20 protein-coding genes, 1 tRNA gene and 1 pseudogene are annotated in these 24,456 nt (G+C 34.3%); 12 read left to right on the plus strand and 10 right to left on the minus strand.

Annotated features, from left to right (window positions below; translation table 11 throughout):
- Positions 1-129: 129 nt before the first annotated feature.
- From prmC to fusA, 7 genes are all read right to left on the minus strand, one after another.
- Positions 130-990, minus strand: a complete 861-nt coding sequence (prmC, locus tag LEP1GSC059_RS03385; protein ID WP_017215196.1) for a peptide chain release factor N(5)-glutamine methyltransferase — start codon at positions 988-990, stop codon at positions 130-132.
- Between the two features lie 696 nt (positions 991-1,686).
- Positions 1,687-1,760 (minus strand) — tRNA-Arg (locus LEP1GSC059_RS03390).
- Between the two features lie 2 nt (positions 1,761-1,762).
- On the minus strand, positions 1,763-2,428 hold the full coding sequence (locus LEP1GSC059_RS03395) for a Crp/Fnr family transcriptional regulator (RefSeq protein ID WP_000367409.1): 666 nt from the start codon (positions 2,426-2,428) through the stop codon (positions 1,763-1,765).
- Complete coding sequence (locus LEP1GSC059_RS03400; RefSeq protein WP_002179401.1) at positions 2,428-3,483, minus strand: tetratricopeptide repeat protein; 1,056 nt, start codon at positions 3,481-3,483, stop codon at positions 2,428-2,430. Before LEP1GSC059_RS03400 ends, LEP1GSC059_RS03395 begins: the two co-directional genes overlap by 1 nt.
- Positions 3,484-3,493: 10 nt before the next feature.
- Positions 3,494-4,744, minus strand: coding sequence for an amidohydrolase family protein (locus LEP1GSC059_RS03405; RefSeq protein WP_017215197.1), 1,251 nt, complete (start codon positions 4,742-4,744; stop codon positions 3,494-3,496).
- A gap of 17 nt (positions 4,745-4,761) precedes the next feature.
- Positions 4,762-5,427 carry an LIC_10271 family cell wall hydrolase gene (locus LEP1GSC059_RS03410; protein WP_036026731.1) on the minus strand — a complete coding sequence of 222 codons (666 nt, stop codon included), beginning with the start codon at positions 5,425-5,427 and terminating at the stop codon, positions 4,762-4,764.
- A 190-nt stretch (positions 5,428-5,617) separates the two neighbouring features.
- Positions 5,618-7,738, minus strand: a complete 2,121-nt coding sequence (gene fusA / locus LEP1GSC059_RS03415) for an elongation factor G (RefSeq protein WP_017215199.1) — start codon at positions 7,736-7,738, stop codon at positions 5,618-5,620.
- Between the two features lie 25 nt (positions 7,739-7,763).
- Between fusA and LEP1GSC059_RS21265 the strand changes: the two are divergent.
- Both LEP1GSC059_RS21265 and LEP1GSC059_RS03420 read left to right on the plus strand, forming a co-directional pair.
- A pseudogene (locus LEP1GSC059_RS21265) lies at positions 7,764-7,955 on the plus strand (hypothetical protein).
- Between the two features lie 67 nt (positions 7,956-8,022).
- Positions 8,023-9,642, plus strand: coding sequence for a TrkH family potassium uptake protein (locus LEP1GSC059_RS03420; RefSeq protein ID WP_020980305.1), 1,620 nt, complete (start codon positions 8,023-8,025; stop codon positions 9,640-9,642).
- Between the two features lie 467 nt (positions 9,643-10,109).
- On the opposite strand, the gene LEP1GSC059_RS03425 is transcribed toward LEP1GSC059_RS03420, so the two are convergent.
- On the minus strand, positions 10,110-10,454 hold the full coding sequence (locus tag LEP1GSC059_RS03425) for a helix-turn-helix domain-containing protein (RefSeq protein ID WP_016559232.1): 345 nt from the start codon (positions 10,452-10,454) through the stop codon (positions 10,110-10,112).
- A 56-nt stretch (positions 10,455-10,510) separates the two neighbouring features.
- On the opposite strand from LEP1GSC059_RS03425, the gene LEP1GSC059_RS03430 reads away from it, so the two are divergent.
- Positions 10,511-10,729: a helix-turn-helix domain-containing protein gene (locus LEP1GSC059_RS03430; RefSeq protein WP_000418124.1), complete on the plus strand. Its 219-nt coding sequence runs from the start codon at positions 10,511-10,513 to the stop codon at positions 10,727-10,729.
- 830 nt (positions 10,730-11,559) lie between these two features.
- Here LEP1GSC059_RS03430 and LEP1GSC059_RS03435 read toward each other — a convergent pair.
- Positions 11,560-11,820 (minus strand): hypothetical protein, encoded by a 261-nt coding sequence (locus LEP1GSC059_RS03435; RefSeq protein WP_017215202.1) that lies wholly within the window; start codon positions 11,818-11,820, stop codon positions 11,560-11,562.
- 401 nt (positions 11,821-12,221) lie between these two features.
- Here LEP1GSC059_RS03435 and LEP1GSC059_RS03440 point away from each other — a divergent pair, with 401 nt between their 5' ends.
- From LEP1GSC059_RS03440 to LEP1GSC059_RS03465, 4 genes are all read left to right on the plus strand, one after another.
- A complete protein-coding gene (locus LEP1GSC059_RS03440) occupies positions 12,222-13,121 on the plus strand; it encodes a decaprenyl-phosphate phosphoribosyltransferase (RefSeq protein ID WP_002179330.1) in 900 nt (299 codons plus the stop codon).
- 576 nt (positions 13,122-13,697) lie between these two features.
- Positions 13,698-14,437 (plus strand): IS5 family transposase gene (locus LEP1GSC059_RS22770; RefSeq protein WP_238323699.1). Its coding sequence is split into 2 segments (ribosomal slippage): positions 13,698-13,986 and positions 13,986-14,437, totalling 741 coding nucleotides; the frame shifts between segments, so codons are not numbered across the junction.
- Positions 14,438-14,644: 207 nt separating this feature from the next.
- Positions 14,645-15,148: a TlpA family protein disulfide reductase gene (locus LEP1GSC059_RS03455; RefSeq protein WP_020980294.1), complete on the plus strand. Its 504-nt coding sequence runs from the start codon at positions 14,645-14,647 to the stop codon at positions 15,146-15,148.
- 721 nt (positions 15,149-15,869) lie between these two features.
- Positions 15,870-16,640, plus strand: coding sequence for a hypothetical protein (locus LEP1GSC059_RS03465; protein ID WP_004423082.1), 771 nt, complete (start codon positions 15,870-15,872; stop codon positions 16,638-16,640).
- 173 nt (positions 16,641-16,813) lie between these two features.
- On the opposite strand, the gene lfb1 is transcribed toward LEP1GSC059_RS03465, so the two are convergent.
- Positions 16,814-17,176, minus strand: coding sequence for an LIC10280 family protein (lfb1, locus tag LEP1GSC059_RS03470; protein ID WP_004423294.1), 363 nt, complete (start codon positions 17,174-17,176; stop codon positions 16,814-16,816).
- A gap of 797 nt (positions 17,177-17,973) precedes the next feature.
- Here lfb1 and LEP1GSC059_RS03475 point away from each other — a divergent pair.
- The 5 genes from LEP1GSC059_RS03475 to LEP1GSC059_RS03495 all read left to right on the plus strand — a co-directional run bounded on the left by LEP1GSC059_RS03475 (position 17,974) and on the right by LEP1GSC059_RS03495 (position 23,735).
- A complete protein-coding gene (locus tag LEP1GSC059_RS03475) occupies positions 17,974-18,402 on the plus strand; it encodes an SRPBCC family protein (RefSeq protein ID WP_036056993.1) in 429 nt (142 codons plus the stop codon).
- Positions 18,403-18,964: 562 nt separating this feature from the next.
- Positions 18,965-19,987: a synaptic vesicle VAT-1 family membrane protein gene (locus LEP1GSC059_RS03480; RefSeq protein WP_017215210.1), complete on the plus strand. Its 1,023-nt coding sequence runs from the start codon at positions 18,965-18,967 to the stop codon at positions 19,985-19,987.
- A 614-nt stretch (positions 19,988-20,601) separates the two neighbouring features.
- Positions 20,602-21,543, plus strand: a complete 942-nt coding sequence (locus LEP1GSC059_RS03485; protein WP_002179206.1) for a polyprenyl synthetase family protein — start codon at positions 20,602-20,604, stop codon at positions 21,541-21,543.
- The gene (locus LEP1GSC059_RS03490; protein ID WP_004447805.1) at positions 21,524-22,303 is read left to right on the plus strand and encodes a TlyA family RNA methyltransferase; all 780 of its coding nucleotides are present in this window, start codon (positions 21,524-21,526) and stop codon (positions 22,301-22,303) included. The genes LEP1GSC059_RS03485 and LEP1GSC059_RS03490 overlap by 20 nt, the downstream gene beginning before the upstream one ends.
- Before the next feature lie 205 nt (positions 22,304-22,508).
- The gene (locus LEP1GSC059_RS03495; RefSeq protein ID WP_020980300.1) at positions 22,509-23,735 is read left to right on the plus strand and encodes an acyltransferase family protein; all 1,227 of its coding nucleotides are present in this window, start codon (positions 22,509-22,511) and stop codon (positions 23,733-23,735) included.
- Positions 23,736-24,456: the final 721 nt, after the last annotated feature.

Raw genomic sequence — 24,456 nt, forward strand, 5'->3', positions numbered from 1 at the left:
CATTAGATGTTTTAGAAAAGACTTTAAACATCTCGTTTTTGTTTTAGCCGCAGGGCTTTGGAACCTTCATTTATTTTTTAATAAACGTTTTAATTACTAATTTTTCAACAACTCTAATGTAATTTTGTTTTATCTTGTTAAAATTATAAACCGTTCTTTTCCAGAAAGATCCTTCTCAATCTTTCCATCTTTCCAACCTTTGGCAATTGAATCCGAAAGAATAGTTTCAGATAAAGAAGGAAGGGTTTCCATATAAAGTTTTCCGCCTTCGATCAATCGTTCTTGTGCCTGTGTGATCAAATCGGATAAAAAGTGTTTCGGGTTTTCTAAAAATAAAGCGAGATGAGGTTCATAATCCACTACGTCTTTCATCATTTCTGTTTTATCCGTAATAGGAATATAAGGCGGATTGGTAACGATCAAATTAAATTTGGATTCTTTGGGAATTGAAAGAAACAAATCACTTTCTAAAAATTGAATGTGTTGTTCCTCTCCCAGAATTTGAATAACGTTCTTTTTGGAAACTTCTAATGCTTCTTTTGAGATGTCGCTTAATGTTATATTCCAGTTTTGGCGAGCGAGTTTCAAACTGATGCCGATACAACCGCTTCCAGTACAAAGATCTAATACGTTTTGTTCGTCTATATTTCCTTTAAAATCAGATAGGACTTTTTCGACAAGTTCTTCTGTTTCGGGTCTTGGTATTAAGACGTTTTCATTTACAAAAAACACAGAATTGTAAAACGCCTTTCGGTTTGTGATGTAAGCAGTGGGTTTGTTTTTGGATCTTTCTAAAATCCTTTCTCTATATGCATTTTTTTCCGTTTCGTTAAGAAGTTTTTCAAAGTTTACATAAAGTTTTACTCTTTGGAGATTGAGAAGATCAGCTAAGAGAATTTCTGCATCTAAACGTGCACTTGGAATTTCTTTCTTTTTTAAGAATTCTTCCGATTTTTTTAAAAGAGTGAGAATTGAATCTGGATGTTGCATCTATAGTTCGGTGCGAATGATTATTAATGCCAGTTTCAGCGTTTTTGCTACAGTGGATTTCATTTTTTCAAGTTTAATTTCGAATTTTTGTAAAATGTGGGAACTACTACGTTTTTGTTTTTAGAAACTTAAATCTAGGTTCTATTCTTGTAAGTGCAAATTGTAGGAACTCCTGTTTTTTTACAAAGAATTTTGATTATGCTACTTCGTTCGACGCATGAAAACGGTACTAAAAATAAATATGAGTTTGGTGTAAGAAAATAAGAAAGAATTTTTTAAAAGTATGAGTTTGGAATTTGTTCGTAAAATTGTGATTTGTGGTAGTTCCCACATTTTAGAAATAGATCTGCAAAGGCAGATTCCAGTAAAATGAATTAAGGTCTCTTGCGTTGATATCACGTTAGATTCCTTCAATTTGTGGACCAATCGTTGCTTAAAAGTTAAATTTTCGGCCGACCTATTATACAATTCTCAGTGGGTAAACTTGAAAATTTAACAAGTAGAACTTTTAACCTTGTGTGAATTCGATAACCAATGAGCTGAGTTCAGGAAATAACATTAAGCTTTTTTGTTCGCCAATAAAATAATTTTCTCTACGAATTCACATCTGTCCAAGTAAGATTTTACGATTCAAAAAAATTAAAATTTTAGAATATAAAAATAAACGAATAAACTGATTTTAATTTTTAAATTGAATGCCCCCGAGAGGATTCGAACCTCCGACCAAAAGTTTAGGAAACTTCTGCTCTGTCCACCTGAGCTACGGGAGCTTTTAAGAATTCGGTTTCCGTTTTTGTGCGACGATTCTCTGGAAGTCCGCAATATTGTGTATAACAATTTTGTCTTCGTAGAGTTCGATTTTCCCACTTTTGGAAAGAGTATTTAGAACCTTTTGAACTTCGCCTACCGGTTGAGCGCACCATTCCGCTACGTCGTGTTGAGAGACGTTTAATACGATTTCTTTAAAATCACTATGAGCGTGCATCTTTTCGTAGAGCATTAAAAAAACGTCCGCAACTTTACCTTGAATATCATCCATTAAAAGGATTAAAAGTCTTCTTTTAGCGTCGTTAATTCTAACGGAAAAAATTGTGAGAATTTTAAGCGCCAACATAGGATTTTTAGTCATCAAAAGTTCAAAATTCGCTCGGTTGAAATTCAACACCTTTACTTCTGAAATTGCGATCGCGGTTGCGGATCTAGGTTGTTCTTCTAAAATTGCCATCTCTCCGAACACGTCCCCTTGTTCGAGAATATCGAGCGTTTTGATTAAGTAGTCTTCTTTTTTTGTAGGATTAGGAACCGTTTTTACGATTTTTACCTTTCCAGATTGAATTAGAAAAAAATTATTTCCAGGTTCGTTTTCACAAAATATGATCTGATTCGGTTCATACGTCTGACCGAATTTAGAAAACATGGATTCGAGCATCATATCCATTAGGTACTCATTTCCTTAGCCTTCAGTTTAGACTTTTGAGAGATACTATCTTTTTCGGGTGGAAGAAGAGCTACCTTGCCGTATAACATCCTTGCTCTTTGACGATCCCCTTGTAGTTCCGAAATCTCTGCGAGATGAAATAGAGATTCTTTGATCGATTCTCCCGATGGATATTTTTTGATATAAGTAGAAAAAGAAGAATTGGCACTATCCAGATCGTTTTGTTTTAGCAAACATACACTGAGTTGAAAGAGTGAATTTTCCACTAACTTTCTTTCCGAATCGAACTTAAAATCGGTTCTATTTAGTAGGTCTTTGTAGATCACCATCGCATCCGTGTGTTTACCTACATTTACAAGCGTATGTGCCCTATTGTAAAGAGAAGTGATTGAGTTGTCTACTCCTGCCGTAATCGCAGACTTTTCTACGGCGGGTTTCATGATATTCTGAAGCGTTTCCGGAGTAACTCTACTTGTACTTCCTTCAAAAACTAAAGGAGGCATATTTAAGGGATAGGGACTGTTTCTTTTTGCAAATTCTAAAAGTTCAGTAGCTCGACCCGCATAGGTTGTTCCAGGATAATGTTGTAGATATTTTTCAAATGCGTATATCGCGTGCGGAAAATTATTATTCTTATAAAAAACTTCTGCTACGTTCATCAATTCGAATGCAGGATTACGAGTATCGGATTGTCCTAAGATCTCTTTTAGTTTTTTGTGAACCTGCCTAAGTTGGCTGGAAAAAACTTTCATCATTTTTAAAATGAGATGAGTTTTTTCGGCTACAAATTGTTCAAATTCATTTGGCTTGAAAACGAGTACAGTAGCACTTCCAAGGACCTGGGCGGTTTCTTCTCTTGGATATTTTCCAAGAGCAGATTTTACTCCGAAGAATTCCCCAATTCGAACGTCTTCTTTGACTTCTTGACCAGTATCCACTGCTGGGAACGTTAGTATGACACGTCCATTTCTCAGGACATAAATATCCTCGGCTTTGTCCTTCTCAAAATAAATGATGGATCCGCCTTTATAATTTCTGATGATCGGACCGGCCAAATGAATTTACCTACTCAAAGTTATCAAATTCTTTTTGTACGGGAAAAAAAGCCAAATCCTTTTTATAACCAAGAGAAACAACAAGGGATTCGAGCAATTTACCGGGAGATGCAACTAAGTATTTGTCAGAATTGTCTATACTAATTTTTTCCACTGTCACTCCGGATTCTTCAAAAAAAGATTTTAAACTTATATCTCCATAAACAGGAAGCCCATCTCGTAAAACGAGACGAACTCCGTTTAGATCACTTTCACAAAGATTAAGGAATGGATCTTCGAAATCTCGAGTAAGGATCGTTAGATCCGCAATTTTTCCCACTTCGATACTTCCTAGTTGTTTTTCAATTCGAAACGCCTTTGCAGGATTAGACGTAACCATTTCAAAAAGCGTTTTCGGAGAAAGATCTTCTCCGTATTCTGTTTGATAGAATTTTCGTGCATTCCGAATTTCTTCTAAAAGATTCAGTGAACCACAGATGCTCGAATCTGTTCCAAGACAAACGTTAACTCCATGTTTTAATAAATCTTTAATATCTGTTGTTCTTTCGTATAAAAACAAATTTGCTTCGGGACACCAGACCAAATGGGATTTTTTTTGAGCGATCAAGGCGATGTCTGATTCTGATAACACAACTCCGTGTACTAAAACTGTGTGTTCTCCGAGACATCCTAATTGGTGTAGGTTTTTAAGAGAATCTCTGGATTCGGAGTCAAATCCTTCCGCAATACGAGTAATATAAGGAATATCTTGTTTTAGAGCTTTTGCATATTCTTCTTCGGGGCCGTCTCCCCAGTCTAAAGAATACGTGCAAATACTATGAGATAATGCAAATCGGTTTAGAATTCTTACGGGTGCCGTTTGAATAAACGGATCTTGAACAAAATGAGGAATATGATCTTGAACGGAAGTAACCCCCGAGATCAGATTTTTATAAGAACCTAAAAGATAAAGTTGTTCCGGATCGAGTTGTTGTCTTTCTGAAAATACGATAGAAGATTTAAGATCGTTGTCCCAAGGAAGCCAATTCAAATAAGGTTTACTAGGAGCTACTCTTGGAAGATAAGTACTCAATAGATGATCGTGTCCGTTAATCAGCCCTGGATATACATACAACCCGTTTAGATTTAAACGAATTCTTTTTCCAGCAGGAGGTCCGCCCGCGTTTACGGAAGTTATCATCCCGTTCTTAACTACGATACTTCCGTTTGAAATCAACCGATCCTTAGCTACGATGTATGCGTTTACGAGTTCGTATTCCATATTTTTAATATTTGATTTTAGCGAATTTGTAGATTCGGATCGATTGCAGAACTTCCATGATTAAGTTGAAAGTAAAGCCCTTTGCCGGACTCCAAGGAACCTAATATCTTAGAAGGACCTACGGTTTCACCTTCATTTACGGAGACTGTTTTTAAATTGGCGTATACGGTAGAATAACCATTCTTATGTTCTAATATTACGTATTTTTTATATCCTTCCATTTCGTCTACGACCAATACTTTACCGAGAGAAGCAGGGCGTACTTCTGCGTGTCTTGTAGCTTTAAACAAGATTCCTTTGTGAGGAGCAAAACTCAGTTTGTTAAAATGATTCTGTATGGGAGTTCTATTTTTTAGTGGAAATTTAAGATTTGGTTTTGTAGATTCTACAGATTCACTTTTTACGAGGTTTGATTTCGTATTTTTGGAAACGATCTTTTGGTTTTCTATGTTTGCAGGTTTTTGAATTTTTAAAACTTCTCCGGGTAATATGGGATCCGTTTCTTTTTTGCCGTTCCATTCCATAATGTTATGATAATTGACTTTGAATTTTTTTCCCAAAGAAAAATACGTATCTCCCTTTTGGACGGTATAAAAGGAAAGATTCTGTGATCCTGCGGCAAAGATCTTAGGAAGAACCAAAAAAAACATCCAGATTCCCAAGTTTGAAAAAACGCGGCTCATCTCTTTCAATATCGGCAGAAAACCCAAAAACAGGAAGTTAAGAACCTTCGGAAAATAAAAAAAGGAAAGTAGTTTCGAAAATGTACAAAATAAAAAAGAGCCTTTCGGCTCTTTTTAAAGGGAAGAATTTTAGATTCTTTTGAGTGATTTGATTTTAAAAATCATCTCAAAAAATCTTCGAAGTAATAGATCAATCTTCGTCTTTATTGTTGACCTTGTATTTTTTCATCAATTCTTCTGCTACGTTTCTTGGAACCGGAGCATATCTTGAAAATTCCATGGAAAACTCCGCCTTACCTTGAGTAGACGAACGTAATACTGTGGAATATCCGAACATATCCGCAAGGGGAACTTCTGCCTCGGTTTTACAATACGCGTCCTCTTCGGTAGTGTTCAGAATCATACCACGTCTTTGATTCAAAGAACCTAAGATTGCTCCTTGAAACTCGGAAGGTCCGTCTACTTCTACTTTCATAATCGGTTCTAAAATTTGAGGATTTGCTTTGTTGAATCCTTGGCGGAACGCATAACGACCAGCGATTTGAAACGCCATATCGGAAGAGTCCACATCATGGTAGGCACCGTCGTTGATCACACAACGAACTCCTATGATCGGAAACCCGATCAAAGATCCGCGTTCTAAACAACTTTTGAATCCTTTGTCTACTGATTGAATGTACTCTCGCGGAATTGCACCACCTACTACCTTATTTACGAAATCGTAATTTAATGTTTCTTCAAGTGGGATCGGTTCCATGTAACCTGCAACACGACCGAACTGACCTTGACCGCCGGTTTGTTTTTTATGAGTATAGTCAAAATCTGCTTTGGAAGTGATAGTTTCACGATACGCGACTTGAGGTGCGCCCGTGATCAATTCCACGCCGTACTCTCTTTTCATACGTTCGATATAAACTTCGAGATGGAGTTCTCCCATCCCTTTGATGATAGTCTGGCCAGACTCTTGATCTACGTGAGTTTGAAAGGTTGGATCTTCTTTGGTAAAACGGTTTAACGCTTTTGCAAGGTTGTTTAAGTGTTTTGATTCCTTAGCTTCGATCGTTAGAGAAATGACCGGAGCAGGAACAAACATAGATTCCATAGAAACCTTGAGTTTTCCGTCGGTGAAAGTATCTCCAGAAGCACAATCGATTCCGAAAAGAGCTATAATGTCGCCTGCTTCTGCGGATTCAATATCTTCCATTTCATCCGAATGCATTCTACAAAGTCTACCCACGTTATGTTTCTTGTTATTCGACATATTGTAGATGGTCATCCCTTTAGCGAGTTTTCCTTGATAAACACGCACGTATGTAAGCTGGCCGTAACGACCGTCTTCTAATTTGAACGCAAGACATACTAAAGGTTTTTCAAAATTAGATTCGAGAACGATCATTTCTTCGTTGTTGTTTTGATCTAATGCCTTGTTTTTTACGTCTACAGGGCTTGCGAGATAGTCTAGAACTCCATCCAGAAGTTTTTGAACTCCCTTGTTTTTAAAAGCAGAGCCCATAAAAACTGGAGTCATTTTGAGTTCGATTGTGCCGGTGCGGATCGCTTTTTTGATCATCTCTTCGGTTGGAGTTCCTTCAAGAAGAGCTTCGGTCAATTCGTCGGAGAACATAGAAGCTGCGTCTAAAAGTTCTTCGTGTTTCTTTTGCGCGAGTTCTTTGAGATCATCCGGAATTTCTTTTTCTTGAATATCCATTCCGTCCTTACCTTCGAAAAAGTAAGCCTTCATTGTAACTAAGTCTACAATACCTTTGAGGTCGTTTTCAAGACCGATCGGAATTTGAACCGGAACCGCATTGTGTTTTAGTTTTTCTTTAAGTTGTTCAATTACTCGGAACGGATTGGCTCCGGTTCTATCGAGTTTATTGATAAATGCAACTCGAGGAACATTATAACGTCTCATCTGACGATCGACCGTGATCGACTGGGATTGAACTCCTGCAACTCCACAAAGAACTAAGATCGCGGAATCTAATACCCGGAGGGAACGTTCTACTTCTACGGTAAAGTCAACGTGACCTGGTGTATCGATAATGTTGATCGTATGATTTTTCCACTGACAATAGGTAGCAGCGGACTGGATGGTAATCCCTCTTTCTCTTTCGAGGTCCATGCTATCCATCTTTGCACCAACTCCGTCTTTTCCGCGAACTTCATGAATTGCGTGGATTCGATTTGTATAAAATAAAATCCTTTCAGTAAGGGTCGTTTTTCCGGAATCGATATGGGCAGAAATCCCGATGTTTCTGGTCTTTAGAAGTTTTTCGCTCGGTTTGAATTCGGCTACGGCAGTGCTCATGGCATCCTCTTATAAAAGATTGCAAATATCTCCGGTAAAAACACCGGTAGGGAGCTTGGAGAAAAGTCCCTCAATTTACCAAATTCCAAAAAAGGGCGAATTTGTAAATCTAAATCGAAGTCAGTAGGTTTCTTTGTATTTTTCATTTGCCCGCGGACGGTTTTACAAAACGATGATCTTTTGGTATCTCAGACAAACTGGGGCTTTTCCAAAGTAAAGTTCGTCTTTTTAGTATTAGATTCTGGATTTTAAAATCCGAGTTGGAGATTGATTCTTAAATCGATATGCAGCCGCTCAAACTTATCAAACGAAACGTAAATAGAATTGCGAAAGCGTTTCTTTTATTATCTGTAGCCAGAACTCTTTGCCTTGGTTTTACGATTACCATTTTGATCGGTTCCTTCGGAATTTATATTTCGGAATCGGGTCGCCTAAGTTATACGGTTTCCTTATACCTCGCCACTTCTTCGATTTGTGTCACTGGACTTTCTCCCGTTTTGTTATCGGAACTGCAACGTTCTACTCAGTTGATCATGATGTTTCTGATTCAGATTGGAGGTTTAGGAATCATTACGTTTACGGTTTTGATTGGAGTTTTAGTCGTTCGGGGTTTATCTAGAAGTACTCGTCTTGCTTCCTTTGTCTACGAAGCGACCGATGCTCATCTCGCCAAAAGAATGAGAGACAAAAAATCAGCGCAACCATCCGCAGTGATTTCTCCAGGACAGAAAAAAACCGAAGCTGAAGCTTCTTACGTAAGAAGAATGTTGATCTCACTTTTTAATATTACTCTTTCGATCGAAGCGGTGGGCGCGGCTCTTCTTTTTTTTTGTATGCCGGAAACCGATCGTCTTCCAGGAACTCCAAATCGTTTTTTTCTAAGCGTATTTACTTCTATCTCTGCCTTTAATAACGCGGGGTTTTCTATTGTAGACGATTTGAGTTTTTTATCTAAAGATCCTTTATGCTTGTTGATCGTTCAGTTTTTGATCGTGATGGGTGGAATCGGATTTCCAGTAATTATATTTATAGAAAAGTCAATTTTAGAAATCATGCAAAAGTTTATGGGAAAGGTAGAAGCTGTAACCGAAACTTTTATGATGAGAAGAACGGTTCTATTAGGAGAAGATCCTCCTGCCTGGTATATTTTCGTAATTGCAACTTCGGTTCGATTAGAAGAGCGATTGGAAGTGTATCGGAAAGAATTGTTCGGAGATGCAAATAGAATGCAAATGGCGATTATCGTTTTGGGTTCTTTGATTCTGATTCACATAGGGGGAATTGCGGTTCTTCTTATAGAATATAACAACGTTGAAACGATTGGCAAAATGGGTTTTACGGAAAAGTTGTTTAATTCTTTTTTTCTTTCCGTTTCTTCTAGGACTGCAGGTTTTAACACTTTCGATATTACTGAAATAGAAAGTGCAACTTACGTTCTTCTTTGTGCTTTGATGTTTATCGGTGGCGGTCCGCAAGGAGCCGCTGGTGGTATTAAGATCACTACATTCTTTATATTGATTTTATATTTAAAAAACGTAATTCGTCCGCAAGCACGGGTTCAAGCTTGGGGAGAAGACGTTTCTAAAAATTCGGTTGCGATCTCTACTCGGATCTACTTTCTTGCGACGATTTCTCTGGTCGTTTTTATGTTTTTAATCACTCTCGCAAACGGAAATAAACACGGGATCGAGACAATATTTTTTGAAGTGATGTCCGCTTTTGGGACCGTAGGTTTAAGTTTAGGAATGACGGCATATACAAATGATATAGAAAAGTTTCTTTATATTACTTTAATGTTTATGGGAAGAGTTGGAACCTTTACGCTTTTGATTGCGTTTACGGGTCATTCTGGTTTAGGAGATCTTGGAGGTAAGGACGACGGTTTGAAAATTCAAGTAGGTTGATTTACCTTGAATGTATTTTTAGAATCGGACTTAGGAGTAAAATTAAATTTTTTTTCGCTTTCTATTTAGGGTTAGAAAGTTGTATTAAAATTTTAGAATCTAATCATCTTTAAAGTTGTGCAGAGTTCTCATAGATTAAAGTTATAATTTTTTACATTAGAGTTGTTAAAAAATTTCATAGTGGCGATTAACTGTTTCAGTTGACCGTTTCCGTAAAACAAGAATAGATAGAGAATTAATTTTTCAACAACTTTATTATTTTGTTACTATAGGTTTTGTAAAAGCTCTTACATTTTAGGAATAGATTTCTAATTTAACTTTCTTACGCCGAACTTACTTCATTATGGGAATCTATAAAATGAATTTTAAATTAAGGGTAATCGCAAAGCAGTGATTTGATGCAGAAATTAAAATAATAACGTTGAATCGAATTTGTGGGAAATGTTACGCAGATTTTCTTTAAGTTTTTATTTAGAGAATATGGAACAAAAATATTCGGGAGATTTATTGTAAAGTTTGTATAATCTGACAAAATCTTCCATAAACAATTTTTTTTCACCAGATTCAATTTTTGAAATATAACTTTGATATTTTCCTAATGACTTAGCTACTTGAGCTTGAGTAAGATTTGCTTCAATTCGTGCTGTTGTAAGTCGATTAAAAAAGGACTTCCATTCTTCTTCAGATATTTTTCTCGATATACTTATTTCTTTTTGTTCGGAAGGTTTTAGAGATTTAATTTCGAGTTCTTTAATTAAGAAAAGATTTTTTAAAAACTTTTTCTTAGTTAAATTAGAATCTTTAAAGAACATCAAACCCACGATATATCACGTTTACTTTTTGTCAACTATGCCGCAAGATACCGTGTGTGGAATTAGAAGAATTTTTAAAGAAAACTGGGAGAAATATCCAAAAATTGCGGAAGGAAAAGGGATTTACTCAAGAAAATATGGATGAAGGAGATTATGCTATTCCAGTGCGAACTTTACAAGACATTGAAGCTGGAAGGACTAATTTTACGGCTAGTTCTATTTTTAAAATTTCCAAACGATTAAAAGTAAAACTTAAGGATCTATTAGATGTTTAAAATCCAAAGTAGTTTTTTATTTATTCACTGTCGGCGAATTTTTTATTTGAAATGAGCCGGTTTTTATATTATAAAGTATTAATATTTTATAAGCTAGATTAAGCTTTTATTGTTTTTGTTAGGAAATTTTTGTAGTCGTTTCCGTATTTTTCATTTTTTAAAATGAGTTTATCGCTTACTTTTTTAGGCTGAATCAAATTTAGAATTTCTTTTAAAATCTTAAAAGTACCAACAATTCTATTTTAAAAATTTATAATGAAATGTCGAAGTTTCCACAAACTACGTTAGGTTCGGACGTTTGTGAATTTTTCTCTAATTCTTTCATCGTAAGATATTTGTATTTCGGGACGGACTCTAAAAATCTATTATGTGGCAATTGTTTATTACTCGTCTCTATCAAATTGAGCTAAATGTTTATCACAAAGCGCTGCTTAACGTAAGTTCTGTATAATTCGATACGAAAACGATTGAAGCGTAGGGAACTTAGCAGAACGCTCTGGAAACTCAATGTATCACTTCTTATGGGTCGCTCTGTAGGGTACTAGACAGATCGTGTTCTATAATAAATTGAAACTATAAACGAAATATTGTATAACATTTCTTTTATGCAATTTATTGGTTGGAGCTGAAAGCGCGGTCCGGCAAAGTTAGATTCGCCCAAATTTTATTACACAGAATTTACATTAGAGTCATCGAAAAATTCCATAGTGGCGTCTAAAAAAACTGTTTCAATCGACCGTTTCTATAAAACAAAAACCGATGTTGAATTCATTTTTCAACAACCTATTATTGGAAGTGTAAACGATTGGATTGGTATTTTATAATTTTTATTATTCGTTAATATGATTTTCCCACTTTTCCCAAAGATTAGATTCTTTCCATATGTCCACGATTTCCCTGATGCCATCTTTGCCCGGTTCGTTATTCTTTATACTCTGAAGACGTTTATGAATCCATTGCAAAGATTCCTGATCGACCGTAAAATTTTTAATATGTTTTAATCCTTCAATATTGAGCGCTCCGCGATCTTTAAATTCAAAATAGAATTCGGAAAGCGTTATTACGGTATTGTAGTAAGAAATCGATTTCATCAATATCATTCCCTAATAACTCTCCTTGATTGATATACCCGAAAAATTTTCGCTTTGAATTACTTTTCATTTTTCTACTATTTAAGAAGTCTATTCGATTTCGGTTACTTCATAAAAATTAAAATAATTTTTGGAAATTTCTGAATTTGGCTTTTTGAAACTTTATAAGGCAGTTTAAAATTCTGGGATTCTTTGAAAGTGTCAGACTCATTTTCCTATTTTCTTTAAAATTTTACTGATCTCTATAAAATTAAATAACATGAATTTTTACCACAAAGCCCTGGTTGGGTGAAAATTCTGGATATTTTATTATATGTTCTAAGTTAGATAGGTGGGTTTAAGAAGTTTGAAGTTTAGATTTTCCTTGATGATTTGAGGGTTTCCAAAGAATGTAACCGAGTATGCTCTTTCAATATTTGAAATTGCTCCGAATCCATCAATGGATCAAAAATGTAATCATTTTTGCGGGCATTATTTTCGCTAAGAAATTGACCGATCTTGAGTCGGTGCAACAAGTGATTGCCGCGTTTTTTCTTTTTTCTCTTGTGGCAAGTTGTCAGTATGTTGTGAACGATTATTTAGATCGTAAGGAAGACGCATTACATCCTGAGAAAAAACATAGGCCTCTTGCTTCTGGAAAATTAGATCCTTCCTTTGCCCTTTTTATTACGGGAATCATTCTTCCTTTATCTTTGATTTTGGCATATCTATTGCATCCCGTCTTTTTTGCGTTAGTTGCTTTTTATCTAGTGTTCAACGTACTTTATAGTAAATTTTTAAAACACATGGTGATCTTGGACGTGATGAGTATTAGCATTGGATTTGTGATCCGCGCGATTGCAGGAGCGGTGGTCATTCATGTTACATTTTCCTCTTGGCTCTTATTGTGTACTTTTATGTTGGCTCTCTTCTGGGGATTCTCCAAAAGAAGAGGTGAACTTATTATTTTAGAAGGAAATGCAAAAAGTCACCGCAAAATTTTGAACGAGTATTCCACCGGTTTTTTAGATATGATGCTTGGGATTGTAGCTACAATGACTTTGATGAGTTATGTTCTTTATGTAACTAGCACGGCGACAATTGCGAATCTTGGAACTGATCGACTGATTTATACTATTCCGCTTGTAGTTTATGCGATCTTTAGATCTTTATATATTATCTATATCAAAAATATGGGGCATAATCCTACGAAGGCGATTCTTTCCGATTGGGGAGTTTTGTTTGCCGGGTTGATCTGGGTTGCTTTGGTAATAACGATTATGTATTCTGATTTCGGAAACGGAATTCGATTTGAGCTTTAAAGGAACATGTTTCAAAAAACTTTCGAAGTTTTTTCATTGAGTTTCAAACTATGATTTATTTTTCTAAAAGTAGTAGTTCCTACATTTATGAAAATTAATGTCTGATTTTATAATTTCTAAATTTGAAAATTCTCAAATTTATTTTTCGTAGTAAAACAAAAATTTTTAGAAAACGGATTCTTTCGTTCAATTTACTTTGATTAAAGTTTAATATTTTCATGTCAGTGATTTACTACTGAAGCACATGAAAATATTACTATGATAAGTTGTTCTAAAAGTTAGATTGTTGGATCTATTTTTAAAAAATAACAAATTTGTGTTAGACGTAATTTCTAAGGAATTCTGCATTTTTGTAAAATGGATGTTTATTTTTGGTAATATCTTCATGCTTACGAAGAATAGTAAGATAACGTGAATTACGCGAAAGGGATCGATGTGAGGTAAATAAATTGAAATTAAAGACTAAGAGCCGGTCTCAAAACTGTTTGTAGAGAGAAAGGGTAATAATATCAATGTGAAATGGACAAATATTATTCAGAGATACCGGATGCACTTTGGAAACAAATAGCCCCATTAATCCCGAAAGAAAATGTAAATCCGAAAGGAGGTCGCAATCGAGTACCAACACGAGTAGTAATGTCAGGTATCATCTATCGAATGAAAACAGGCTGTCAGTGGCGTGCCATTCCGAATGAGTTTGGATCAGGCCAAACTTGTCACAGAAGATTTCAAGAATGGGAACGAGCAGGAGTATTCAAAAAGATTTATAAATCTATTTTAAAATATTATGATGTAAAGAATCAAATAGCATGGGACTGGGCTTCGATGGATTCGGCAATGGTTAAAGCTCCCAAAGGGGGAGCTTAACTGGGAAAAACCCTACAGACCGTGCCAAATTAGGGGTTAAACGGCATATTCTTACAGATGGAAATGGAATTCCTTTGGCAATTACATTGACTGGAGCTAACGTTCATGACAAACACGGTGTAAAAGATACGTTGAATTCAATCCTAATATTTTCCGGAAAAAGAAGAAAGAAGCCAAAACATATTTGTTTAGATAAAGGTTATGATTTCAAAGATATAGAAGTTTTAATCAAAAGAAGAAACATTCAATCTCATATTCGGAAAAAAGGTGAAAAGCCTCTCATCGGTAAATATAAAGGAAAACCTAGACGTTGGGTCGTTGAAAGAACTAACAGTTGGCACAATCGATTCAGGGCTATCCTAATTCGTTGGGAAAGAAAATCTGAAAATTATCTTGCATCTCTTTATCTCGCAAGCTCTATCATTGCTTTTAACTTTTTTGATAGGTAGTTTTGAGACCGGCTCTAAATATTGTATTACGTTTCCTTTATGCAATTTATTTACCAAAGCTGAGAGCCCGGTCCGGCTTGCCTATGGCAAGTCGGATTCGCCCCAATTTTCTTATGTTGAATTCATGTTAAGAGAATTTTTTATCTGATATTGTATAAAAAAAATCATTTGATGTAACACTTTTAGAATGAGCCGAATTTAAAAGATATGAAGAGTGTTTTTAAAAAGATCTGTAGTGTGTCGTTTTGGATCTTATTATTTTTAGTAATTACGATCTCACTTTCTTTTTTTAAGGCGTCCGATTTAAAACCTTCGATTTCTTTAAACGAGATGAAAACATTCGAAGGAACAAATTACGATTCTAAAAATCAAATAACCGTAGTTTACTTTTGGGCGACTTGGTGTGGAGTTTGTTCGACCAATCTTCCCTTGGTTAAATGGTATTCTCATCTTTTGGAAAATAGTTCACGATTTTCTTTTATTAGCGTAGAAGAAGGAGAAAATTTAAAAGAACTCAATCAATATATAATTGAAAATAATCTTAAATTTAAAGTAATTTCGGCTAACGTTTCTTTTTTGAAGGAATGGAAAATCGATTCCTATCCTTCTTTTGTAATTCTGGACCGATCCGGTAGAGTTCGTTTTGCGGATTCTGGTATGATGAATCCTTTTAGTTTTTTTCTGAGAATTTGGATCGTGTATTTCTTCTGATTTTTTTAGAGAATAATAGTATCATTGACTGATCTTTATAAAATTGAATCGTTTTTCTATAGGAACCTTATCAAGTCGGATTGTGAGAATGACAACTTAAAACATTTAAGTTGACGTGAAGAGCGTGGCGCGCGCCAGTCATTGTTAGCTATGAAATTCCCGAGTTGTAACGACGTCTCTATGAAGTTGTTGAATTGAATTTTTATTCGTCAAAATTTTCTTACGTCAAACTCACTTTATATTAACAAAGAGACGGTTTTTGTAGGAACTCTTACAATTTATCGTGTAGACTAAAATTTTACAAAGGACTTGTTCAAAATTTCGAAAGTTAAAAAAGATAATCTTTAATAGTTTAAAATACAGTAGTTCCCACAGATTAAGTCTCATTTCAACTTTATTGTGCTTTTTAAAAACATCTCTGCATTTTAATTGTGGTGGTAGTTCCCACAAAACCGCTACACTTGCACATTTGTAACTTTCCAGTAGTTTTTCCATTATCAAATCTTTGTAATCTTTAGGTTTTAGAATTAGTTGAAAAATTATTGAGTTGTGATAGTTCCCGCATTGAAGTAAAATTCAGAGTAAATGTTAGGATTTAAATCTTTAAAATAGAATGTCGAGTGGTTTTGGCTCGACTTTAATTAAACGTTAGGTGTCAAAATCTTGAGTTTATCTTCAGACCCAATTTAGATTTAATTTCCTCAGAACCGATATAAATAATATGGAGCCGTTTAAACCTAAACCACTATTGAATAAGTCGGAACTACGGCAGATCAAAAAATCCAGAACGAGGGTAGAAGGAAAAAAAGTAATTACCGATGACGTTAAGAAATTAAAATCTCTGAATGTAACTCCGGACCTTCCCAAAAAAGAACTCGTTCATTATTATAAAGAACCAATTTGGATTGAATATTATATACCTAGAGAATCTAGATTTGCTTACGAAGTAAAATATTTATTCGTAAAATTGATCGATCCTAAGCCCGGGCCTAAAGACCTAATTTTACAAGAGGCGATTTCTAAAGAAGAATTCATAGACGTACTCGATGTCATGTTTCATCATCCTGAAAAAGAAATTCTGATTCGAAACAGTTATGTAAATACTTTCTCTTTTTTGGAATCGATCTCTGCAAATTACAAACAATTTTTAAAAACAAAAGACGTGTACGATTTAAGAGTTCCTTTGTTTCATACGGAAGCTCTAATGAAATGGGAGCCGACGGTTGCTACTTTGGAATTTTTAGGTCCTTACACGATTTATAATCTCAACTGGTTGATTCGAAAGTTAAACGAAATGGAAGAGGAATTTTCGCTGGAAGATGAAACGATTTCATTACTGATCAAAAGAAGAAACGAATATTGGGAGGAAAATTCTCTGCCAATAGACGAGGATTTTGAATTGTTTGCAGCTTTGTTTTATGAGCAGGCTTTTCCACATAGAGGTTCTGAATTTGAAGATAAATTACTTTTTAAAGATACAAACAAAGAATAAGTTTATTTTTATAGAATATAATTATGTTCTAAAGTAACTTTGATCTAATTGATAGAGAAAAACTTAATTTAAAAAACAATTAAGTAACTAAAAAACTTTTCTGTAAAACAAACCCGGCCCACACTTTACATTTTTGTTTTACTAAATATGAGAGCCAAGCCGAGTGTATATTATTATTTTCTTAAGGTCTCGGTTGCGTTTCCCCCGGCCCAAGTTCCTTCTAAAAGTCTACCGCCATTTTTTACTTCGTAAATCACCGGTTCAGCTTCTCCCCAATCTACTGTCAAAGTAGTACCTTCAAGGGTTCCTGTTCCTGTAAAAGTTTGACCGGCGACCGTCCAGGTAAAAAGGTATTCTCCGTTAGATTCAGAAATCGTAACGCTACCGCTGTAGGAAGAGCCGTTCGGATTGGTTCCAGAAACCTTGTACTTACCGCTGATGGAAGACGAATTGATTTGGCCGATCTGTGCGTAAGCGGTCGAAATAAAACCGAATACTAGAAGGGCGAGGAAGAATTTTGAAATGATTCGAAACATGAATGTTCTTCTCCTTAAAAGAGTGAAAGAAATTTTGAATTTGTTTTTGGAAAAGTCAATTCTAAAAATAAGCGCAATTGATTTCGGATGCATGTTTGCGCAAATTTTTAGATAAGAAAACATCCATTAAAAACTACCCAACCAGGTTTTCCCTTTAGCCAAATTACTTGAAAACCAATTCAATTCGGGAAATCGATTTTAAGAATCAATAACTTGATCTTATTGAACACCATAGAAGAGAGAAGCTTAAGTTTCTCGAATGACTCGTGATGGTTAGGATATTTTAGCGGTTTTTCAATCGTTAAACGAGACTTTAAGAAAAAGTGAAATCAAGTTTATACAAATGAAAATAGATTAGTAATTTATAATACATTAAATTGAAAAACTGAAAAAAATAGACCCAAAGACTAAGTTAATGTTTTTAGAAAGTTTAAGTTCTTTCTAAAAAACTGATTTGGAAGTGAAAAGCTATAGTGAACATTTGTAAAATTCAGAGATAATAAACTCAGTTTCAATTTTCCGTAGAAAATCACTGTTTGTAATCGTTAACCAGCTAAGAATTTATTTAAGGAGGTTATACATTTTAAAGTTTGAATACAACGATAGAGTTGTTGAAAAATGTTATATCTGCAAACGATTTTACCCATTTGTTTTAATGAAAAATGATCTAGATACTTACAGCATTCTGATAAAATAGGAAAAAAGAATTTGTTTTTAAAATTTTAAGATTCATGTTTCCGTTTTTAGGTTGCGGAGCAATGATTACGTCGATTTATGGTTTATTCTGGAGAATTGCAATGAGTGAAAATTTAATATTAAGAAAAAAAATTTCTATACTAGCTCCGATTTCAAAGGTTTGGAACGGACTGATTGATCCGGAAGTAATTAAACTTTATCTTTTTGGAACACAGACAATTTCGGATTGGAAAGAAGGAAGTTCTATTATTTTTACGGGTGAATGGAACGGGAAAGAATATAAGGATCATGGAACGATTCTCAAGTTAGAAAAAGAAAATGTATTTCAGTATAACTATTGGAGTAATTTTTCAGGGGTTCCGAATATTCCCGAAAATTATTCTATTCTCACTTTTGAATTAAAATCGGAAGAAAATTCTACATCTCTTTTTTTAACCCAGGAAAATTTTCCTAATCCAGCGGCCTATGAACATTCTGATGTTGGCTGGAACCAGGCTCTGAACACTTTGAAGGAAGTTTTAGAAAAGTAGTAAAAATTTTCTTAGAACGACTTAAGGAAAGGATTTGTATTAGAGTTTTTGAAAAATGAATTCGCCACTTAGTTTTTGTTTTATCGAACTTTCGATTGAAGCAGTTTTGTTAATTTTAACTATGGAATTTTTCAACAACTCTAATGTTTGAAAATTTATAATAATTTTATTATATACTAAAATTATTACTAATGTAAGTTTAGCCATGTTTCATTTTTCTGAAAAAATTGAGATTTGCAAATTATTTCTAAAATAACGTGAATTAACAGCGAAAGGGATCGATGCGAGGCAAATAAATTGAAACTAAAGACGATTGTTATACCCTATTCCTTTTTCAGATTTAATGAATATTAGAGCTGTTGAAAGTGTTACAGTGGCGATTAAGAGCTATCTCAAAAATATCTTAGAATTCAGTATTTTAAGCAAAGATAAAATATTCTCGAGATGGCATTTGACAGAACTACTTTCATTTTTCAATAATTCTATTTTATTCCATCAATTCAGACCTAAGGTTTAAAAATTCTACTTGCTCTTTTGGCTTGAATTCTTATAACCTCTTTTCATGCAAAGAACGATCGCACTTGTCCGAAAAAAAGGATCTCTTGAAAACGTAAGTTTGGAAACCGAAACTCTTCCTGAGCCAAATGAAAATGAAGTACAAATTGAAGTTCATTCAATCGGTTTGAACTTTGCGGATTTATTTGCAATTCAGGGATTATATAGCGCTACGCCTCAAGGAGAATTTATTCCAGGACTTGAATATTCAGGAGTAGTAATATCTACCGGAAAAAAAGTCAAAAATGTAAAAAAGAAAGATAGGATTATGGGAGTTACTCGTTTTGGTGGTTACTCTTCTCATTTGAATATAGATTCCAGATACGTTTTTAAACTTCCTTCCAAATGGAACTTTGATCAGGGGGCTGGTTTTTTAGTACAAGGTTTAACTGCTTATTACGCGTTAGCTGCTTTAGGAGATCTTAAAAAAGGACAAATGGTTTTGATCCATAGTGCGGCTGGTGGAGTTGGAATTCTTGCGAACAGAATCGCAAAAAAAATGGGTGCGTTTACAATTGGAACGATAGGAACTTCTTCTAAAATCGATCTTCTTAAAAAAGAAGGTTATGACAAACAGATCGTTCGTTCCAATCGATTTAAAAAGGATCTACAAGAAGCTCTTTCTGGAACGGACTTAAATTTAGTTTTAGAATGTATCGGAGGAACAATCTTTCAAGAAAGTTACGAAGTGATGGCTCCGATGGGAAGGATGATTGTCTACGGTGCTGCGGAAATGATGGGTGGAAGCAGTTCTGTAAATTGGCCAAGAATCGCTTATAAATATTTTTCCAGACCGAAATTGGATCCGATGAAAATGGTTTCTGATAATAAAGCCGTAATGGGATTTAACCTGATCTGGCTCTATGAAAAGGTGGAAATATTGACAAAACATTTGAATGATCTTGTAAAATTAAATATTTCTCCTCCTCTTATCGGTAAAACTTTTGCGTTTGATCATTTAGACGAGGCTTTGAAATATTTTCAATCTGGTACATCTGTGGGCAAAGTAGTTTTAAAAGTTAAATCTTAAATACAATTTTATCCACTTAGATATTTATGGCGTGTCCTTGGACTTAATTTCGCTTATCAAAATCTAGACTGCAAGAATTTGTCTAACTTAGGACAGATTGTTATAAAGTAAGTTTTTAATTTACTAATATTTTTAAAAGTATAGTTTATATACTTCGATAAAATGAGGTTTTCATTTTTATGATCATTAGAACTGTTGAAAATTAATTTTCTTTTATTTCTTATTCATTAAAGTGAACAAATACCGTTTTACTAATATTAGGTAAAAAATTTTCAACACTCTATTACAAAGCGAAAAATTCATACAAAAATTTGATAAGAAAGTTATTTAACTTGGATTATACTAAGATTTTTTTACGAAAAAATTTAATCCCTACTGAAGAACACCTTGGATTTGAGTGTGAATTGCCGCTTTGAAGTAAAAACTTAATATACAATTGGCAGTAGAATCAATGAAAGATACCTCAAAGAAATTTTAGTTTTGGATCAAGTTTTAAATAGTTTTTGGCTATTTATCGAAAATTAATCGGTTTGTATTGATTATAAAACCTTTTATGATCAGTTCGTTGGACTTTGCTTTACAATTAGAAGTTTTCTTTCAGCCTTGGAACTAGAGTGAATTCATCTTCCTTTTCCGAAATATTCCATTCTTACAAAAGTATATTTGAGAATTTTTTAAATTCTCAAACTCTTTCGATACTTTCTAAACAATCTGCTCCCGAACTTTTTGAAGCTATGAAATACAGTCTCGTTGCTGGAGGCAAACGACTCAGACCTGTTTTGGCCTTGGCCGCTTTTGGCGGTATTCAAAATGAAACTCAAAATGTTCTTTTACTTGGGGCTTCTTTGGAATGTATTCATACTTATTCTTTGATTCACGATGATCTTCCAAGTATGGATAACGACGATTTTAGAAGGGGATTACCAACTCTTCATAAAAAGTTTTCTGAAGCTACAGCAATTTTAGCTGGAGACGCTTTGAATTCTTTCGCGTTTTATTTTATTTCTTGGATCCGAGTTGAAAACGGAGATCATTTTTTATACAGAGATCTATTAGAAATTTTGCATACAGGTTGTGGTGCGCCTGGGATGGTTTCTGGGCAAGTTTATGATTTACAGATGGAAAGAGAAAATTCGAAAGAAAATCATTTAACAAACCAAACCGATAAAATAGAGATGCTTCAATTGACCCACCGTTTAAAAACGGGAGCGTTGATCAAGTCAGCCTTACTTTTGGGAAATCGTCTTCGTAAAGATTGGAAAAAAAGAGAAACGTCTTTGTCCCAATATGGAGAGGATCTAGGTTTACTGTTTCAAATTACAGACGATATTTTAGACGTGGAAGGAACTCAGGAATCTTTAGGAAAAACTCCCGGTAAGGATCAAAAATCTGGTAAGATCACCTATCCTATGTTATTCGGAATGGATCGCTGTAAAGAGATGGTAGAAAAACTTCAAAAAAATCTAATTTTCATTTCTTCTAATTTTGTTTCTACAGAAGAGGAGCGAACATTTTTTCAGGAGCTTCCGATCTACATTGGCCAGAGAAAAAATTAGACTCGACGTACTTCTTTTCGAAAGGGGATTTGCCGATTCTCTGGAAAAAGCGAAAAGTTTAATTCTTTCGGGCTCTGTATTGGTAAACGAACAAAAGATCACTAAAGTAGGATTCAAATTTTCAAAAGATTCTGAGATCAGGATCTTAAACATCATTCCAGAATATGTAAGCAGAGGAGTTTATAAACTGTTAAAAGCCTTTGAGGTTTTTCCTTTACAAGTTGATGGGAAACTTTGTATTGATCTAGGAGCTTCGACAGGAGGATTTACACAAGTTCTTTTGGAAAAAGGAGCTTGGAAAGTTTTTGCCTGCGATGTGGGTTATGGTCAGCTTGCGGAAAAATTAAGAAATCATTCTTCTGTAATCGTAAAAGATCGTTTTCATCTGAAAAATTTATCTTCTTTAGAAATTGAATGGGAAAACAATCGGTTTCAAACCCCACATCCGGAATCGATCGTGATCGTAATGGATTTGAGTTTTATTTCCCTGCGATCCGTTTTTCCAGTAATTCGGAAATTGAGAGAAGAAAAAAATATTCCAAAATTAGAATGTGTTTCTTTGATAAAGCCACAATTTGAAGCCAATCGGAATGACCTTGTTAAAGGTATTTTAAAAAATTCTAAAGTTCGATTTCAAATTGTACTTTCTCTTTGTAGGCATCTCAAAAAGGAAATTGGAGGGGTTATCTTAGGACTGGAATGGTCTCCGATAGAGGGTAGGGATGGGAATAAAGAAATACTTTTATTTTGGAACTTATAGCGTTTAAGTCGAATTTTTACTTTGTAAACAAGTCTTATCTTTTTCAGAAAGTTCACTTTACATTTTGGTTCGAAAAAATACAGAGTATAATTGATGGGAACTTTTGAAATGATTTTTTAATAACTTTATTTTGAATCTTTTGAAAAGCGGCACTCTATTTGAAAATAAAAGTATATTCATAAATTAGAATGTATCAACGGTATTTATGGGACAAAAAGTAGAAAATAAAAGAGAAGAATATCCTTCGTTAAACGGATTACGCGCCTTTGCAATCATCACAGTGTTTGTGTATCATTATTATTTTTATTCCGGATATACCGCAGCAAATAACAATTCTTTTCTTCAAGCGTTTATAGATATGCTTCATCATTTTGAAGTGAATTTATTTTTTATTCTGAGCGGTTTTTTAATTTCTATGGCTTTGTGGAAAGAATGGTCCGATAACGGAAAGATTCGTTATCTGGATTTTTTCTTAAAGCGGAACTATAGATTACTTCCCGTTTATTATCTTTTTATCACGATCAGTTACTTTATAAATCGGGCTTCCTACTCTATGAGCCAAAAATGGATCGCTACAAAACAATTGTCCGTACCTGACACTTTAATGGCTTTGAATGTAATGGAGAGTGCGGATAACGGTTTAAGAAACGCTTGGGCTGATTTTGTTTTTATTGGTAATTATTGGAAAGGACCGAATATTCATACTTGGTTTTTATCGATCACGGAACAATTTTATTTTATCTTTCCTTTTTTTTGCGGATTCATTTTATTCAAACGTGATTTTTTTACAAGACAGTGTATTCTTTGGTTTTTATATCTGATTCCTGGAATATTAAGAATCATTATCTATCTCAATCCAGATTTTTTCGGAACGGATTATGAAACTTTGGTTTTTCGTCCTACGCATACTCGCGCGGATTCAATTGTGATTGGTATCATCCTTATGGATTGGATTATAAACCGTAGAGATGATCTAAAAAAATATTTATCGGGTCGTATTGTAAGTTTTTTATTACTTTTAATTCCCGTTCTAATTTTAGTTTTTATTAACTTTCAAAGTGAATCTATCTATTCCTTTTTTTCAGGAACGGTAAGATTCAATTTAATCGATTTGGCTTATGTTTTGATTCTTTTATCTGTTATTTTATTTCCTAATACTCTTTTTGCGAAAGGATTGAGTTTAAAATTTCTAATTCCAGTATCTAACTTAAGTTATACGATTTATATATGGCATTTGCTTCTATCCTTAATTTCGTTCGGAGCTATAAAATTCTTTTTTCCCGGTTTGTTTGAAACCGGCTTGGCGTTTTTTATTTTGAGTCTTTTGATTAGTTTTCTTTTTACTTTAGGCATTTCTTGGCTTATACATCGATTTATCGAAGAACCTTTGAGTCGTCTTTTTAAAAAGTTGTTTTCTACTTCGTCTAAATGAAGTTAGTTGTTTGTTTGATCTGAGTTCGACATAACCAATGTGATGGTTGTGTTCTGAGAGTTTGAACACGACCTGCACATTGTCCAGCTGAGTTTGCTCTACGCTTCAATCGCTTTCGCATTAGAGACGCGTTAACCGATACTTTGTTACAACATTTATGAGTATCTAATTTTGTAGAAACCAGTAAGAGGCGTTTTTCTGGCAACGTTGAGTTTGATTCACCAAGATTTTTTCCAAGAACTCACTTTATTTTTATATGTTCGAATAGTATAGAATAAGGTGCTTACAATTCTGTGTTAGAACTGTAATTTTATTTTAAAATTCTTAGATGAAGATTTTTTGGATTTTATATGAGTTTTTAAAGTTTACAAACTCTATCTCAAGAATAAAAAAACATATAAGTTATTTAATATATTATAAAAACAAAAAAATGATTGTAGAATTTTGATTTTTGCTTTCAAAAATCCCCGCGCAAAGGATCGATGCGTGGTCAATAAATTTGTGACACGTTCTTTTTTGATTTCTGTGGGAATTTGAAATTTATTGACCGAAGCTGAGAGCCTGGTGGTCGGTTTTTTTAAATAAGGTTTTCTTATCCGAAAGTTCACCGACCATGCGCCCGTTACTTTAGAGTTGTTAAAAAATTCCATAGTTAAAATTAACAAAACTGCTTCAATCGACCGTTTCCATGAAACGGAAGCTGATGGAGATTTATTTTTAA

Source organism: Leptospira noguchii serovar Panama str. CZ214 (genome assembly GCF_000306255.2).
In the GTDB taxonomy this organism is placed as follows: Bacteria; Spirochaetota; Leptospiria; order Leptospirales; family Leptospiraceae; genus Leptospira; species Leptospira noguchii.

Excerpts from the sequence above, each read along its gene's own strand:
- LEP1GSC059_RS03425 (WP_016559232.1), bottom strand. The coding sequence starts at position 10,454 with ATGTTCTTTAAAGATTCTAATTTAACTAAGAAAAAGTTTTTAAAAAAT.
- lfb1 (WP_004423294.1), bottom strand. The coding sequence starts at position 17,176 with ATGTTTCGAATCATTTCAAAATTCTTCCTCGCCCTTCTAGTATTCGGT.
- LEP1GSC059_RS03405 (WP_017215197.1), bottom strand. The coding sequence starts at position 4,744 with ATGGAATACGAACTCGTAAACGCATACATCGTAGCTAAGGATCGGTTG.
- LEP1GSC059_RS03495 (WP_020980300.1), top strand. The coding sequence starts at position 22,509 with ATGGGACAAAAAGTAGAAAATAAAAGAGAAGAATATCCTTCGTTAAAC.
- LEP1GSC059_RS03455 (WP_020980294.1), top strand. The coding sequence starts at position 14,645 with ATGAAGAGTGTTTTTAAAAAGATCTGTAGTGTGTCGTTTTGGATCTTA.
- LEP1GSC059_RS03435 (WP_017215202.1), bottom strand. The coding sequence starts at position 11,820 with ATGAAATCGATTTCTTACTACAATACCGTAATAACGCTTTCCGAATTC.
- prmC (WP_017215196.1), bottom strand. The coding sequence starts at position 990 with ATGCAACATCCAGATTCAATTCTCACTCTTTTAAAAAAATCGGAAGAA.
- LEP1GSC059_RS03395 (WP_000367409.1), bottom strand. The coding sequence starts at position 2,428 with ATGGATATGATGCTCGAATCCATGTTTTCTAAATTCGGTCAGACGTAT.
- LEP1GSC059_RS03410 (WP_036026731.1), bottom strand. The coding sequence starts at position 5,427 with ATGAGCCGCGTTTTTTCAAACTTGGGAATCTGGATGTTTTTTTTGGTT.
- LEP1GSC059_RS03480 (WP_017215210.1), top strand. The coding sequence starts at position 18,965 with ATGCAAAGAACGATCGCACTTGTCCGAAAAAAAGGATCTCTTGAAAAC.
- LEP1GSC059_RS03475 (WP_036056993.1), top strand. The coding sequence starts at position 17,974 with ATGAGTGAAAATTTAATATTAAGAAAAAAAATTTCTATACTAGCTCCG.
- fusA (WP_017215199.1), bottom strand. The coding sequence starts at position 7,738 with ATGAGCACTGCCGTAGCCGAATTCAAACCGAGCGAAAAACTTCTAAAG.
- LEP1GSC059_RS03465 (WP_004423082.1), top strand. The coding sequence starts at position 15,870 with ATGGAGCCGTTTAAACCTAAACCACTATTGAATAAGTCGGAACTACGG.
- LEP1GSC059_RS03420 (WP_020980305.1), top strand. The coding sequence starts at position 8,023 with ATGCAGCCGCTCAAACTTATCAAACGAAACGTAAATAGAATTGCGAAA.
- LEP1GSC059_RS03440 (WP_002179330.1), top strand. The coding sequence starts at position 12,222 with ATGCTCTTTCAATATTTGAAATTGCTCCGAATCCATCAATGGATCAAA.